Annotated in this window: 10 protein-coding genes; 6 read left to right on the forward strand and 4 right to left on the reverse strand. The window is 66.8% G+C overall.

Features of this window, described 5'->3' with window-relative positions:
- Window positions 1-71: 71 nt before the first annotated feature.
- The 4 genes from BKY59_RS06260 to BKY59_RS06275 are packed head-to-tail and all read right to left on the reverse strand — an operon-like array spanning window position 72 to window position 6,507.
- Complete coding sequence (locus BKY59_RS06260; protein WP_083671912.1) at window positions 72-3,197, reverse strand: TonB-dependent receptor domain-containing protein; 3,126 nt, start codon at window positions 3,195-3,197, stop codon at window positions 72-74.
- 42 nt (window positions 3,198-3,239) lie between these two features.
- Window positions 3,240-4,769 carry an FGGY-family carbohydrate kinase gene (locus tag BKY59_RS06265; protein ID WP_076069578.1) on the reverse strand — a complete coding sequence of 510 codons (1,530 nt, stop codon included), beginning with the start codon at window positions 4,767-4,769 and terminating at the stop codon, window positions 3,240-3,242.
- Window positions 4,766-5,722, reverse strand: coding sequence for a transketolase family protein (locus BKY59_RS06270; protein ID WP_076069581.1), 957 nt, complete (start codon window positions 5,720-5,722; stop codon window positions 4,766-4,768). Before BKY59_RS06270 ends, BKY59_RS06265 begins: the two co-directional genes overlap by 4 nt.
- Window positions 5,719-6,507: a transketolase gene (locus tag BKY59_RS06275; RefSeq protein ID WP_076069844.1), complete on the reverse strand. Its 789-nt coding sequence runs from the start codon at window positions 6,505-6,507 to the stop codon at window positions 5,719-5,721. The genes BKY59_RS06270 and BKY59_RS06275 overlap by 4 nt, the downstream gene beginning before the upstream one ends.
- 359 nt (window positions 6,508-6,866) lie before the next feature.
- Here BKY59_RS06275 and BKY59_RS06280 point away from each other — a divergent pair, with 359 nt between their 5' ends.
- The 6 genes from BKY59_RS06280 to BKY59_RS06305 are packed head-to-tail and all read left to right on the forward strand — an operon-like array spanning window position 6,867 to window position 15,210.
- A complete protein-coding gene (locus tag BKY59_RS06280; protein ID WP_076069584.1) occupies window positions 6,867-7,655 on the forward strand; it encodes a DeoR/GlpR family DNA-binding transcription regulator in 789 nt (262 codons plus the stop codon).
- Window positions 7,656-7,714: 59 nt separating this feature from the next.
- Window positions 7,715-8,695, forward strand: coding sequence for a sugar phosphate isomerase/epimerase family protein (locus BKY59_RS06285; RefSeq protein WP_076069588.1), 981 nt, complete (start codon window positions 7,715-7,717; stop codon window positions 8,693-8,695).
- 14 nt (window positions 8,696-8,709) lie between these two features.
- Window positions 8,710-10,128 carry a glycoside hydrolase family 140 protein gene (locus BKY59_RS06290; RefSeq protein ID WP_129586219.1) on the forward strand — a complete coding sequence of 473 codons (1,419 nt, stop codon included), beginning with the start codon at window positions 8,710-8,712 and terminating at the stop codon, window positions 10,126-10,128.
- On the forward strand, window positions 10,125-13,259 hold the full coding sequence (locus BKY59_RS06295) for an alpha-L-rhamnosidase (protein WP_076069590.1): 3,135 nt from the start codon (window positions 10,125-10,127) through the stop codon (window positions 13,257-13,259). The genes BKY59_RS06290 and BKY59_RS06295 overlap by 4 nt, the downstream gene beginning before the upstream one ends.
- A gap of 14 nt (window positions 13,260-13,273) precedes the next feature.
- Window positions 13,274-13,951, forward strand: a complete 678-nt coding sequence (locus BKY59_RS06300) for an aspartate/glutamate racemase family protein (RefSeq protein ID WP_076069592.1) — start codon at window positions 13,274-13,276, stop codon at window positions 13,949-13,951.
- Window positions 13,948-15,210 (forward strand): MFS transporter, encoded by a 1,263-nt coding sequence (locus BKY59_RS06305; protein ID WP_076069593.1) that lies wholly within the window; start codon window positions 13,948-13,950, stop codon window positions 15,208-15,210. The genes BKY59_RS06300 and BKY59_RS06305 overlap by 4 nt, the downstream gene beginning before the upstream one ends.
- Window positions 15,211-15,299: the final 89 nt, after the last annotated feature.

Here is a 15,299-nt window from a genome sequence, read left to right on the forward strand (position 1 = left end):
CAAACGGACAAAAAAAGGGGCGGTGCCGCAGCACCGCCCAAGTTCCCCCGGGGTAAGGGGAAGTCGAAAAATCAGAGCTTCAGGCGGACGCCCGTATAATAGCGGCGGCCGATCGGATCATAGGTTCCGGACGCGGTCTCGGTACCCGTGACGCTGCCGGTCAGGCCCGTGATGACGCGTGGCGGCTGCGTATCGAACAGGTTGTTCGCGCCGGCATAAAGTTCGAACCGCTTGTCGATGTTCCACCGCATCTGGAGGTCGGTGTAGAACTTGGACTTCACCCGGAAATACTTCTTGTCGGGCAAGGACCCATCGGCCAGCAGGAAGCGCGCACGATACTGGTCATCCAGATAGGATGCGCCCAGATACTGACCGTTCAACGTAATGCCGAAGCTGTCATTGTCATACCCGACCACGACCTGTGCGCGATCCCGCGGATTGTTGATCTCTCCCGCCGTGGAGTCGAATGCCGCGCCGGACAGTGGCACCCCGCCCTGCCGGAACAGGTGCGTGTAGCTTGCCGAGAACGTCGCCGAACCGTTGCCCAGACCCAGATCGGCCAGGCTCTGGCGATAGGATAAGGTGGTATCGATCCCCTCCGTCGACAGGCCGCCACTGTTGATCAGCGCGGAGTCGACCTGCTGCACCGAGCCTGCACTATAGGGTCCCGACGCGACCGTCCGGCGCGAGATCAGCGAACAGAAGGTCGGATCGTTGTTCAGATAGCATTGCTGCAGAATGAAATCGCGACTGGTCCGCGCGATCGCGTCCTTCAGCTTGATGTTGTAGTAATCCACGGTGAGCGTGACGTTGCGCAAGGCGTGGATCGACGTCGGATTGATGACGGCGCCCAGCGTCCAGGTCCGCGCCGACTCTTCCTGGATGTTCGGGTTGCTGACGTTCAGGCCGCCGACGCCCTGAAGATCAGACTGGTTCAACGTGAACACGCCGTTCTGCTGAATATTGGCCAGCACGCCCGCGTTGGCGCGGCACACCGCGCCCGTCGTCCCGCCACTGGTCAGCGTGACGCCCGCGCACGGATCGTTGACCGAGCCGATGCTGACCGAAGGTGCTGCGAACAGTTCGCCGATGTTAGGCGCGCGAACGGCCTGTGCATAGACGCCGCGGAACCGGATGTCCGGCACCGGCGACCATTCGACACCCACATTGTAGGCGTAGAAGGTCCCGACCGTCGAATAGTCGGAGACGCGGGCCGCGCCGCGAATGTCGAGCTGGTTGATGAACGGCGTATCGTGGATCAGTGGAACGACGATCTCGCCATACGCTTCCTTCACGTTGAACTGGCCGGACGTGTTCGTCTGCTGGATGTAGGAGTTGCGTGCCGCGTTGGAGAGCGGATCGAAGATCTCGCTGCTCTTCTCCGTGCGATATTCGGCACCCACCGCGATTGCCACGTCACCCGCTGGCAGCGCGAACAGCGTGCCGGAGAGGTTGGCGGCCGCCACCTGCAGCGTCTGTTCGGCGTCGCGCGTCGATATGGCGCGCAGATAATCCAGCGCCGCGGTCGAAACCCTGCCCGCGCCATAGACGTCATAGGGCACGCAGCCCTGCGCGCGCGCCTCGACGCTGGCGCAGATCGCCTCGGTCGTGTTGCCGTTGCGGTTGGCGTCGTACACGTCGGGCACCGCATCCAGCGCCAGCACGGCGCGGTCCTGGTTGATGAGACCGCTCAGGCTGCTCGATGCCTTGGTCTTGCCCCAGTTGTACGATGCTTCCCAGTTCCAGTTCGAACCGATCTTGCCTTCGGCGCCCACCACCATGCGGAGCGTGGTGCGGTCGAACGTGCCGAACCGCTGCCCGAATTCGGCCAGCCGGCGCGAAACCGCGATGTCGCGGAAACCGTCACCATTGGTATCGGTCGCCACATTGTACAGGCCGGTCGGCACCAACGGGTTGATGACCCGCGTCGACTGCAGCGGGTTGCCGGGGTTGGTGACGACCTGTTCGATGTTGTAGCGGCCGTTGCCCTGGCGGAAGAGGCCGAGCGCACCGGTCGGAACCAGCGGCGACGGTTCCAGCAGCGCGCGCGACGTGACGTTGGCATAGGTGCCCTCGCCGAACAGGCTGATGCCGCTGCTGACTTCGTAATTCACGCGGCCCGCGAAGATGCGCCGTTCCAGCGGCACCGAAATGCCCTGAAACGGGGTGCGGTCGAAACCGTCGGTCGCGCCGACGAAGGGGCGCACGGTTCCGCTTGAATCAACGATGAAGTTGCCTGTGCCGGCATTGAACGTGCTGGCCGGAACGACAGTCGATCGATTGGGCTGCGCCAAGAACAAATTCTGCGCGGCGGTCAGGTTCGCATCGGTCCGGGCGTTGCTCCGCTGGAGGGCGCCGATGCTCGTCTGGTCGGTCCGGCTGCGCGCCCGCGCGAAGGAGGGAACATTACCCTGCTTGCTCCAGCCGCCGTACAACAGGATGTTGCCGCGCCGATCGTCGAAATTCTTGCCAACTGTCATGTTGACCGAATATTGGTCGTCGTCGCCTTCTTCCGAAATGCCCGTCTGGGCATTCAGTTCGAGGCCGTCGAAATTCTTCTTGTAGATGAAGTTGACGACGCCCGCGATCGCGTCCGACCCATAGACTGCCGATGCGCCACCGGTCAGCACTTCGACCCGTTCGATGAACGGCGTCGGGATCATGGTGAGATCGACCTGCGCGCTGCCCGGAACACCGGCCACGACGCGACGCCCGTCGATCAGCACGAGCGTCCGGTTCGCGCCCAGGTTGCGCAGGTTGACGGTTGCGATGCCCGCGCTGGTGGCGCCGAAGTTGGACGTGGTGCGCGACTGGCCAGGAACGCCGAATGCCGGGTTCTGCTGCAGCACCTCCTGAATGTCGACGCGGCCGGTGTTCGCGATATCTTCCGCGGTCACGGCCTGCAACGGGGAGGACGCGGTAATCGTGGAGCTACGGATGCGGCTGCCCGTGATAACGATGTCCTGCCCCGGCTCCGCCTGCGTAGAATTCAGTTCGCCGGTTCCGGCCTGCGCGGCGTCCGGCGCCCCGACGACCGACTGCGACGCCGGGCTGTCGACCGGTGTCGCCGGCGGCGCAGTTCCGGCCTGCGCGTAAGCGGTCCCGGACGTCAACAACGTCAATATGCTGACGCTTGTCAGGAATAGTCCGCGCGTCGCGGTCCTGTCGTTGCCCCTGCCCGTTCCAGACATATTCATGGCACTCTCCCTTTTTTTATGACCGTTTTTTAACGTGTTATGTCATTTTTGATGCAGTATCGGCTCCGGCTCGGTTTCGATATCCGCGCCGTCTGCCACCGCCGAGCGGATCGCCGCTGCAACCGCGGCACGCCACCGGACGCGGACCGCGGTCCGGCGGTCCGCGGCGATCGCCGGTTCGAAGCGGTCGGTGTCGGCGGGGCAGCCGGGGACCATCTCCAGCCCCAGCGCATCCGCGGCCAGCCGCGCGACGCCCAGTGCGCTCGCCTCCGTAATCCGCGGCCGAACGATCGTCCGGTCGAGCAGGTCGGCGAGCAACTGCGCCAGCAGCGGGTTCCGCGCCGCACCGCCGTCGATCGACAGTTCGGCGACAGGCGTGCCCAGGTCGGCTTCGATGGCATCGAGCACGTCACCGATCTGGAGCGCGATCGCCTCCAGCGTAGCGCGCGCGACATGCGCGGGCGTAGTCGACAGCGACAGGCCGGAAATCGTGCCGCGCGCACCGGTGCACCAGTGCGGCGCGCCGAGCCCGGCCAGCGCGGGGACGAATACGACACCGCCGCTGTCCGCCACGCTGGACGCCAGCCGGGTCAGTGCCTCCTCGTCCGCCACGCCCAGCAGGGCGGTTGCAAACGCCGCGGCATGGCCGGAAACCGAAATATTGCCTTCCAGCGCGTGCTGGACGGTCCCGCCGCGGCTCCAGGCGATCGTGCCCGACAGGCCATGTGCGGACCGGACCCGGCCTTCGGTTGCCGTCATCAGCGAGCTGCCGGTGCCGATCGTCGCCTTGACCCGACCCGGCCGGTCGACGCCGTGGCCGAACAGCGCCGCATGGCTGTCGCCCAGCATCGCGTGGACGGGCGTCCCGTCGGGTAGCGCGGTGAGGCCCGGCGCAACCGTACCGAACCAGCTGTCGGAGGGCAGGATGCGCGGCAGGATGTTCAGGGGCACGTCGAACAGCCGGGCCAGTTCGGGATCCCAGTCGAGCGTATCGAGATTGAAAAGCTGCGTGCGCGATGCGTTGCTGTGGTCGGTGGCGTGCACCGCGCCGCCGGTCAGGTTCCACAGCAGCCAGCTGTCGATCGTGCCGCACCGCAGTTCGCCGCGCGCCGCACGCGCCCGCCCGTCGGTAACGCTGTCGAGCAGCCAGGCGATCTTGGCGGCGGGGAACAGCGGATCGAGGTCGAGCCCGCTGCGCGCGGCGATCTGCGCCGCGTGACCGGCGGCATGAAGCGCCGCGCACCGGTCCGCTGATCGGCGGCATTGCCAGATCACGGCCGGTGCCACCGCACGGCTTGTGTCCGCATCCCACATCACGACCGTCTCGCGCTGGTTGGCGATGGCCAGCGCCGCGATCTCCACATCCGGCACGGCTTCGACCAGTGCGGCGATCAGCGCGACCACCGCATCGCGGATCTCGCCGGCCGATTGCTCGGCCCAGCCCGGCGCAGGATAGTCCACGCGCATCGCCTGCGAACGCGCGGCCAGCACCGATCCGTCGGCCCCGACCAGCAGCGCCTTGGTGTTGGTCGTTCCCTGGTCGATCGCCAGGATGACCGGCCGCGGCATCATGCCCGCCGTCGCGCGATCAGGTCGCGTGCGGCGGCGGCGATGCCATCGGCGGTGAGGCCGAAATGCTCCATCAGCCACGCGGCCGATCCGGTCGGCAGGAAGCCGGGAAAGCCCAGCATCCGCATTCGCACCGGTGCATGTTCCGCACAATATTCCGCGACCGCACCACCCAGCCCGCCATGTGCCAGCGCCTCTTCGGCCGTCACGATACCGCCCGTCGCCGCCGCATCCGCGATCGCTTGGCAGTCGATCGGCGACACCGTCGCCATGTTCACGACGCGGGCGTCGATCCCCTCGGCGGCCAGCATTTCGGCCGCCGCCAGCGCGCGGTGGACCAGCGTACCGTTCGCGATGATCGCGATGTCGTCGCCTGTGCGCAGCACTTCCGCGCGGCCGATACGGAACGGCGTGTCGCCACGGTCGAGTTCCGGCACCGGCATCCGGCTGATCTTCACATAGACCGGGCCGTTATGCGCCGCCGCCGCGCGGATCGCCTCCGCCGTCTCCCACGGGTCCGCAGGCACGATGACCGTCAACTTGTCGATCGCCCGCAACCATGCGACATCTTCGATGCTATGATGCGTCGCGCCCAGTTCGCCATAGGCGACGCCGCTCGATATGCCGCACAGCTTCACATTTGCCTGGCTGTACCCGCAGTCGACCTTGATCTGTTCCATCGCGCGCGCCGTCAGGAAACAGCCGGCACCGCTGACGAACGGGATCTTGCCACCGTTCGCCAGACCCGCGCCGACACCGACCATATTCTGTTCGGCGATGCCGACGTTGATCAGCCGGCTCGGGAAGCGATCCCGGAACTTGCCCAGCTTGGACGACCCGACCGAATCATTGACGACCGCCACGATGCGATCGTCCGATGCCGCCAGTTGCTCGACGGTCCGGACATAGGCATCGCGGCAATCGTGAAGGTTCACGGCGGGCGCGGGCGCGCTCATCGGGCCATATCCATGTCGAATTCGCCATTCGCCAGCGCGAACTGATCCGCGTTGGGCAGTCCGTGATGCCAGGCGGCCTGATGTTCCATGAAGCTGATGCCCTTGCCCTTGACCGTCTCGGCGATGATGCAGCGCGGCTTGCTGCGTGGCAGTGCGGCGTCGTCGAACGCCGCCAGCAGCGAGGCGTGGTCGTGCCCATCGACACCGACGACCTCCCATCCGAACGCGCGCCACTTGTCGGCCAGCGGTTCGAGCGCGTTCGTATCCTCCGTCCGCGCACCCTGCTGCAGACCGTTGCGATCGACGATGACGGTCAGGTTGCCGAGTCCGCGGTGGCCGGCGAACATCGCGGCTTCCCACATGCTGCCTTCCTGCAACTCCCCGTCACCGGTCAGCGCGAACACACGGAACCCGGCATCGTCAATCTGCCCGGCGACCGCGATCCCGGTTGCGACGGGCAGGCCGTGACCGAGCGGCCCCGTATTGGTTTCCACGCCCGGTAGGTACGTCCGGTTCGGGTGCCCGTTCAGTCGCGATTGCGGCTTCAGATAGGTGTCGAGTTCGGCTTCCGCGAAGAAGCCCGCCCCGGACAGCGCGGTGTAGAGCGCGCCGGTGCAATGCCCCTTGCTCATCACGAAACGGTCGCGCCCGGCCGCGGTCGGGTCTACCGGATCGATCCGAAGAATATCGAAATACAGCGTCGCCACGATGTCCGTCGCCGAAAGGTCGCCGCCAGGATGGCCCTGCCCCGCATCGACGATCATCTTCAACAGTCGGCGGCGCATCCAGCCTGCCCGTTCCCGGACATGCTTGACCCTGGTGTCGTTCGGATATGCGGACGCGGCGGCATCGCGCCGGGGCCCATCAACCTGCTCCATCATCATCCCCTCTTTGTAGTCGTGGTATCGGTCCGGACCCCTGCTGACAACAGATAACTTTCGATTCCCTTCGTTTTTCCACGTGAACAATCCCGTTTGACAGGAAAGCGAAGGCAGTTGATAGGAAAGCGCAGGACCAGAAGAAGTGAATTCCATGGGATCGGGAGGGCGGCGATAATGAAAAGCCTGGATCAGCGCTTGCCAGCAAATCGCGTCTGCGCGGATAGAACCGCATGCAAGATCCCCCGACGCCCCGGAAATCCCGGATGAACGCCCCCCTCCCCGGCTCGCGCAAGCTGGGCGAAACCCGCCGCAACACCATCCTGGAATGGTTGCAGGAAGAAGGGAACGCGCGCGTGCGCGATCTGGCGCAGGCCCTTGGCGTGTCCGAAGTGACGGTGCGGCAGGATCTGGAGAAGCTGGAAGCCGACGGCCACGTCGTCCGCGAACATGGCGGTGCCTATCTGAAGTCGATGCGCCAGCAGGTGCGCGCGATGGCATTGCAACACCTCGACAATATGGACGCGAAGCGGAAGATCGGCCGCGCAGCGGCGGCACTGATCGGCGACGGCGAGACGATCATCCTCGATTCCGGATCGACCACCACCGAAATCGCGGCCAACATCCTGGGTCATCGCGACATGACGGTCATCACCAACGCGCTCAACATCGCGTTGATGCTGGGTGCCGAGCCGGGGTTCGACGTCCACATGACCGGCGGTCATTTCAAGCCACCCACGCTGTCGCTGAGCGGCGAGCGGTCTGCCGACTATTTCAACGGCCTGTTCGTGCAGAAGCTGTTCCTGGCCACGGCGGCGATCGATGTGGAAGTGGGCCTGACCTACCCGACCCTGTCGGATCTCGCGGTGAAACGCGCGATGATCGGTGCCGCCGAACGCGTCATCCTGGCCGCGGACTCAAGCAAGATCGGTGCGCGATCCTTCTCCGCGCTCGGCGGGCTGGACGTGATCCACGTCCTGGTTACCGACGAAGGCATCCGGGACGAGGATCGCGCGGCGATCGCCGCCGCGGGCGTGGAGGTGATCGTCGCCTGACACCGCAACATCAGTACCGGAATCGTACGTAGAACCGATCGGGACGAGGATAGAATATCATGAGCACGCAGAGATACGGCGCCGGCATCTGGCACTTCGCGACCTATGTCGATCGGTACGCGACTGACGGCTACGGCCCGCCGCGCACGTTGATCGAGATGATCGACCTGGCGGGGCAGGTCCGCGACCTGTCGGTCGTCGACATCAACTACCCGTTCGCCGATCCGGATCTGCCGCTGGACGCGGTCGAGGCGGCGCTGGTGCGCAACAAGCTGTCGGTGATCGGCATCACCCCGGAAATCTACACGCGGCAGTTCGCCAAGGGGGCGTTCACCAACCCCGATCCTGGCGTCCGCCGCCTGGCCAACGCGATGGTCAACGATGCGGCAGACGTCGTGCGGCGGTTCGGCGCGGACTATGTGAAGCTGTGGCCCGGCCAGGACGGCTGGGACTATCCGTTCCAGGTCGACCACGGCAAATTGTGGCGGATGAGCATGGACGGCGTCGGCGAGCTGGCGAGCCAGAACCCGGACCTGAAATTCGTCATCGAATATAAGCCGCGCGAGCCGCGCGCGCACATGAGCTACGACAGTGTCGCCCGCACGCTGCTGGGCATCGAAAAGATCGGGCTGCCCAATATCGGCATCCTGCTGGACTTCGGCCATTCGCTGTACGGCGGGGAGTCGCCGGCCGACGCGGCACAATTGGCGATCGACCACGGCCGCCTGTTCGGCATGGACGTGAACGACAATTTCCGCGGCTGGGACGACGATCTGATCGCCGGGTCCGTCCATCCGATCGAGCTGTTCGAATTCTTCTACACGCTGCGCAAGAACAAGTGGGAAGGCGTGTGGCAGCTGGACCAGTTCCCGTTCCGCGAGGATAGCGTCGCGGCCGCCGACTGCGCGATCGATTTTCTGAAGGTGATCGAGCGCGCGCTCGACAAGTTGGATTTCGACGCGATGCAGGCCGCACAGGACCGGCAGGATGCGGTGAGCGCGCTGAAGCTGGCGCGCGAAGCCCTGTTCACCTCCTACTGAAACGGGGCCGGCACATGATGATCGTCCGTGCGGCACTCGGGCTGCTGGGAATGCTGTCGGCGTCGGCGGTTGCGGTCGATGCGGCCGCGGCACAGGCGACGCCGCTGCGCGTATCGGCGGACGGGCATTATCTCGAGGCCGGCGGCAAGCCGTTCTTCTGGATGGGCGATACCGCCTGGCTGCTGCTCGGTCGCTTGGATCGGGCGGAGACCGAACGTTACCTGACGCAGCGCAAGCAGCAGGGTTTCAACGTCGTCCAGGTGATGATCCTGCATACCGCCGCCATGACGAACCGCTATGCCGCGCCGGCGTTGCACGACGGGGATCCCGGTCGCCCGCGCGTCACCCCCGGCCGCAATCCGGCGCGGCCCGGCGAATATGACTATTGGGATCATCTCGACTGGGTCGTGGCGCGCGCCGCGGCGCTGGGCATCCAGGTTGCGCTGGTGCCCGCCTGGGGGTCGCTGGCCGACAGCGGGGCGTTGACCGAACGCAATGCCGCCGGCTACGCCCGTTTCCTCGCCGAACGCTACCGGACGCACCCCAATATCGTCTGGCTGAACGGTGGGGACACGAAGGCAGACGAACATACCGCCATGTGGCAGCTGCTCGGATCGACGCTAAAGCGCCACGATCCCGGCCATCTCGTCACCTTTCACCCGTTCGGGCGGACGGACTCGGCGTGGCATTTTCACGATGTGAAATGGCTGGATTTCAACATGTTCCAGTCAGGCCACCGGAGTTACGCGCAGGAACCGGCTGGTGCCCGCAGCGAGGATAATTGGCGTTTCGTCACCGAGGACCGGCAACGCCGGCCGATCAAGCCGACCATCGACGGCGAACCGTCCTACGAGAATATTCCATACGGCCTGCACGATGTGACCGGGCCACGCTGGGGCGCCGCCGATGCGCGCCGCTATGCATGGTGGGCGGTGATGGCGGGCGCGTTCGGCCACAGCTACGGCGAAAACAGCGTGATGCAGATGCTGGTGCCGGGCCGCGACAAGCCCAGTTTCGGGGCGAACCAGCGGTGGGACGTCGCGATGGCGGCCCCCGGCGCGGGGCAGATGCGCCATCTGCGCACGCTGATCGAGTCGCGCCCGATGGCGTCGCGCGTGCCCGACATGGCGCTGATCGTCGACAACGGCACACGATATGAACGCGTCCTCGCGACCCGCGGGCCGGGCTATGTCTTCGCCTACACCTATACCGGGCGGTCGTTCACGATGCGGCTGGGTGCGCTACCGGCCAGACGCCTGACCGCCGCCTGGTATTCGCCCCGCGACGGCGGCACCCGGCGGATCGGCACGTTCGCCAATCGCGGCACGCGCCGCTTCGATCCACCGGGCGACGCCTCCCCGGGAAATGACTGGGTCCTCGTCCTCGACGATGCCGACCTCGCCCGACCCCGCAAATCTCAGGAGGCCATATGAGCCTGCACGTCACCGACCTGCGCGCCGAATATACGACCGACCTGATCGGCACCGAAGTCGCGCATCCGTACCTGTCCTGGCGGATCGAGGCGGAAGAGCGCGGCGTGATGCAGACCCGCTACCGGGTCCGCGTCGCGCAAAGCGTTGCGGCGTTGCACGCCGGCGACGCCCTGGTCTGGGACAGCGGACCGACGACGTCGGATGCGTGCTTCGATATCCGCTACGGCGGCCCCCCGCTCCGCCCGATGCAGCGGCTGTGGTGGTCCGTGGAGATCACCGACGATCGGGGCCGCACCGCACACTCGGCTCCGGCATGGTTCGAGGCGGGACTGTCCAGCCCGCAGGACTGGCACGGCGACTGGATAGAGGCGGAGGATGCAGTGGCCGCCGCCGATCGCGCCGCGGGACTGGCCTGGATCTGGACCGACACGCCGCTGGACAACCGGCCACATGCCTTCCGGATCGATTTCGACGCGCCCGAGGATCTCGTCCGCGCCGAAATCCTGATCGCGGGCAAGGACCATCTTCGCGGCGTCTGGATCAACGGGGTCGCCGCCGCGCTGCCGCGCCCGTTCGGCTGGGATACGATGCTGCCCTTCTGGGGTACGCTGGATGCCTATGACGGCGACATCCGCCCCGGCCGCAACAGCGTCTGCGCGCTGGTCGAAGCGGACGTGACTGGTTTCTTCCCCGTCGACGGCGGCGCATTCGCCAGCTTGATCCGGCTGCACCGCAGGGACGGTAGCGTCGTGCGGCTGGTCAGCGGCCCGGACTGGCGCGTCCTGCCCGATCCGCCCGAGGGATGGACCGACGCCGGTTACCGAGGGCAGGACTGGTCCACGCCGGTCCGCAGCGGCGCGGAGGTGCATAACGATCCGCGCCCGCCCGAACCCGCGCTGCTGCTACGCACTACCTTCACCCCGCGCGCGCCGGTCGTGGCGGCGCGGCTCTATGCGACCGCGCTGGGGGCCTATGTCGCGAGCATCAACGGCGCGCGCGTGTCCGATGCCGTGCTGGCGCCGGAGATCAGCGTTGCGCAGGACCACATCTTCTACCAGACGCAGGACGTCACCGCGCTGATCCGACCGGGCGAGAATGCGCTGGGCGCGATCGTCGCCGACGGCTTCTATGCCAGCGCGTTCGGCTGGCGGATCGAACGCTACGGCTTCGGCCCGGCCCCGCGCCGCTTCCGCGCGCAACTGCGGCTCGATTATGCCGATGGCGGCAGCGACTGGATCGCGACCGGTCCCGACTGGCGCATCGCACCGTCGGCCATTCTGACGTCGGAAATCTACGACGGCGAAACCCGTGATGCCAGGCGCGATCGGCCGGGCTGGGACGGGCCGGATCACGACGCGGCGGACTGGTCGGCCGTCCGGATCGGCACCACGCCGCCCGCCCGGCTGATCGCGCAGACGTCTCCCGCGATCGAACCGACGGCCAAGCGCCAGGCAGTGCGCATCACCGAACCGTTGCCCGGTCGTTACGTGTGCGATTTCGGGCAGAATTTCTCCGGGTGGGTCCGCATCCGGGCCACCGGCCCCGCCGGGACGACGATCACCGCCCGCTTTGCCGAACTGCTGAACCCAGACGGCACCGCCGACCTTGCCAATCTGCGGCTGGCGCATGCGACCGACACCTTCATCCTGGCGGGCACCGGCGCGCCGGAGATCTTCGAACCCTGCTTCACCTATCACGGCTTCCGCCATGTCGAGATCGCCGGCTTCCCGGGCGTGCCGACAGCGGAAGACATTGAGGGCGTGGTCGTGAACAGCGCGTGCCGCGAAACCGGCACCATGCGGTTCGCCGATGCGCCGCTGCTCCAGAGTATCTGGGAAAACGGTCTGTGGAGCCAGCGGTCGAACTTTTTCGCGGTGCCCACCGATTGCCCGCAGCGCGACGAGCGCATGGGATGGATGGGCGACATCCAGGTGTTCGCGGATGCCGCCGCGTTCAATATGGAAGTCGGCCCGTTCCTCCGCAGGTTCCTGGTCGAGGCGCGCGCCGCGCAACGCGCGGACGGGGCCTATCCGATCGTCGTGCCTCAGCCATTGTCCTTTCCCGACGTCGTCACCGCCGGGTGGAGCGAGGCGGGTATCATCCTGCCGTGGCAGTTGTGGCAACGCTACGGCGACACCGCGGTGATCGACGAGAATTGGGCCGCGATGCAGGCGTGGATGGCCTTTGTCGCGGCCGGCAATCCAGACCATGTGTGGCGGAACGATCGCGGGCTGGACCTGGGCGACTGGCTGTCGGTCGACGCGGTCAAGCCGGATGACGAGACGACACCGCGGGGGCTTTGTGCCACCGCCTACTGGGCCTGGTCGGCCGAGCTGATGGCGGACATGGCCGAGGCCACCGGACGTACCGACGATGCCCGACGGTATCGTGTTCTGCGCGAGGCGATCGGTACGGCGTTCGTCGCCGAGTATGACGCGGGCGACGGCACGGTTGGCAACGGCAGCCAGACCAGCCAGGTACTGGCGCTGTTCATGGATCTGGTGCCGGTTGACCACCGCGCGGCGGCCGCCGAAGTGCTGGCGGACGATATACGCCGGCGTGGGCTGACCCTGTCGACCGGGTTCCTGGGGACGCCCTACCTGCTCGACGTGCTGGCGGATGCGGGGCAGTGGGACGTGGTGTCCGGGCTGCTGCTCCAGACGGCCTATCCCAGCTGGGGCTACATGCCCGCCACCGGGGCCACCACCATGTGGGAACGCTGGAACGGCGACGTCGGCGATCTGTCGATGAACAGCTACAACCATTATGCGTTCGGCGCGGTCATCGGCTTCTTCTACCGCCGGCTGGCGGGCATCGCCCCTGCCGCACCGGGTTTTCGCCGGATCGCCGTGCGGCCGGTCTGGCTGCCGCAGGTCGGGCGGGTCGCGGCCCGGTACGACTCCTGTATCGGGACAATCGCGACCGAGACCGAGGGCGACGCGGACGGCCTGACCGGGCTGTCGCTGGTCGTCCCCGCCAATGCCGTGGCCGATATCGAACTGCCCGATCGCGGCGCGTGGCGGGAGGGCGGACGGCCGGTCGATGGCCACCCGGATGTCCGCGGCCTGCACCGCGACGGCACGGTCGTCCGCCTCACGGTCGGCTCGGGCCACTATCACTTCACGCTCTGATCGAGGATCCACCCATGCAGACGCTCGCCCTGGTCCACACGTCGCCGACGCTCAGCCCGATGTTCAACGAACTGACCGCACGGCTCACGCCCGGGGTGCGCATCCTGCATTTCGTCGACGAAAGCCTCATCAAGAACACGATCGCGGCGGGCCGGCTGGGAAAACCCACGATGCGCCGGCTGATCGATCTGGTCGGGTCCACGTTCGACGCCGGGGCCGACGTGGCGCTCGTCACCTGTTCATCGATCGGCGCGGCGGTCGATATTGCGGCGCGGCTGCACGATCGCCCGGTCCTGCGCGTGGATCGGCCGATGGCGGAACGCGCGGTCGCGACGGGGATGCGGATTGGCGTGCTGGCGACGCTGTCGACCACGCTGACCCCCACCGCCGACCTGGTCCGCGCGGTCGCGGCGGAACAGGGCAAGGCGATCGAGATCGTCGAACATCTCTGCGAAGGCGCGTTCGAGGCGGTAATGGCGGGCGACGGCGCGACGCATGACCGCATCGTCGCCCACGGCCTGACCGAAGCGATGAAGGGCGTGGACGCGATCGTGCTGGCGCAGGCGTCGATGGCGCGCGTGCTGGCGACGCTGCCCGCCGGTGCCCTGCCCGCCCCCGTTTTCTCCAGCCCCGAACTGGGTGTCGCGCGGGCGCGCGACGTGCTGGCGGGCCTGGCGGGCGTCGCGTCGTGAAGAAACGCCATGCCGTCGTCGGACTGCTGGCCACGCTTTCGGTCATCACCTTTCTCGATCGCATGGCGATCGCGGTCGCCGGCCCGGCGATCCAGCGCGACCTGAACATCACGCCCGACCAGTGGGGTTGGGTCCTTGGCGCCTATGTCATCGCCTATGCGGTGTTCGAGATTCCATCTGGGGCGATGGGGGACAGTCACGGGTATCGCAAGGAACTGACCCGGATCACGATCTGGTGGTCGATCTTCACCGCTGCGACCGCGCTGTGCCGTAATTTCTGGCAGCTGACCGGGGCGCGGTTCCTGTTCGGGCTTGGCGCGGCCGGGGCCTATCCGAACATTTCGGGCGTGCTGTATCGCTGGCTGCCGGCGCGGGAACGGGCCCGCGGCCAGGGCGTCATCTGGGCGGCCAGTCGGTTCGGCGGTGCGCTGGCCCCGTTGCTGCTGGTGCCGTTACAGGCGCAGTTCGGCTGGCGTTCGGTGTTCGTCGTGCTGGGCGCGATCGGTTTCGTCTGGGCGCTCGTCTGGCGAAGCTGGTATCGCGATCGACCGGCCGACCAGCCCGGCATCACGCCGCAGGAAGTCGTGGAGATCGGCAGCGACGAAGCGGGCGGCCATCTCGGCACGCCGTGGCGGCGGCTGCTTGCATTGCCCCAGCTCTGGTTGATCGCGCTGGCCTATGGCTGCTACGCATTCGGCAGCTGGTTCTTCTTCAACTGGTTCCCGACGTGGATGGTCAAGGGCGCGGGTTTCTCCGTCGCCGAAATGGGTCTGTACGGATCGCTGCCGTTCCTGCTGGGCGTGGTCGGCAACCTTGCCGGCGGCGTGTTGTCCGATCGTCTGGCGCAGCGCATCGGCATCCGCCGGGCCTACAGCCTGATCGCCAGCCTCTGCCTGACCGCCACCGCCGGGCTGATCCTGGCGATGAGCCTGGCCACCGGCAAAGTCGCGATCGTGCTGTTGGCCAGTGCCGCCTTTGCGGTGATGGACCTGATGCTGCCGGCGGCCTGGGCTATGTGCATGGCGATCGGCGGACGCTATGGCGGCACCGCAAGCGGGGTCATGAACACCGCGGGCAATCTCGGCGGGTTCATCTGCACCGTCGCGATCGGTTATGCGGTCAGCGCCACCGGCGATTACCGCCTGCCGATCCAGGGGGTCGCCGCGATGGTCCTGATCGCCGCCGGACTGTTCGCGATCATCGATTGCACCAAGGGGCTGGACCACAAGGCAACGCCGGACCTCGTTCCGGCCGGCTGACCGAGCAGGCAGAAGGCGCTGGCAATCCCAAACCGGCGTCGTGCCGCCGGTCCCGTTTGGTCCGAGCTTGTCGAGAACCCTGCACAAAG

The sequence above is a fragment of the Sphingomonas montana genome, from assembly GCF_001956315.1.
Taxonomy (GTDB): Bacteria; Pseudomonadota; Alphaproteobacteria; order Sphingomonadales; family Sphingomonadaceae; genus Sphingomonas_R; species Sphingomonas_R montana.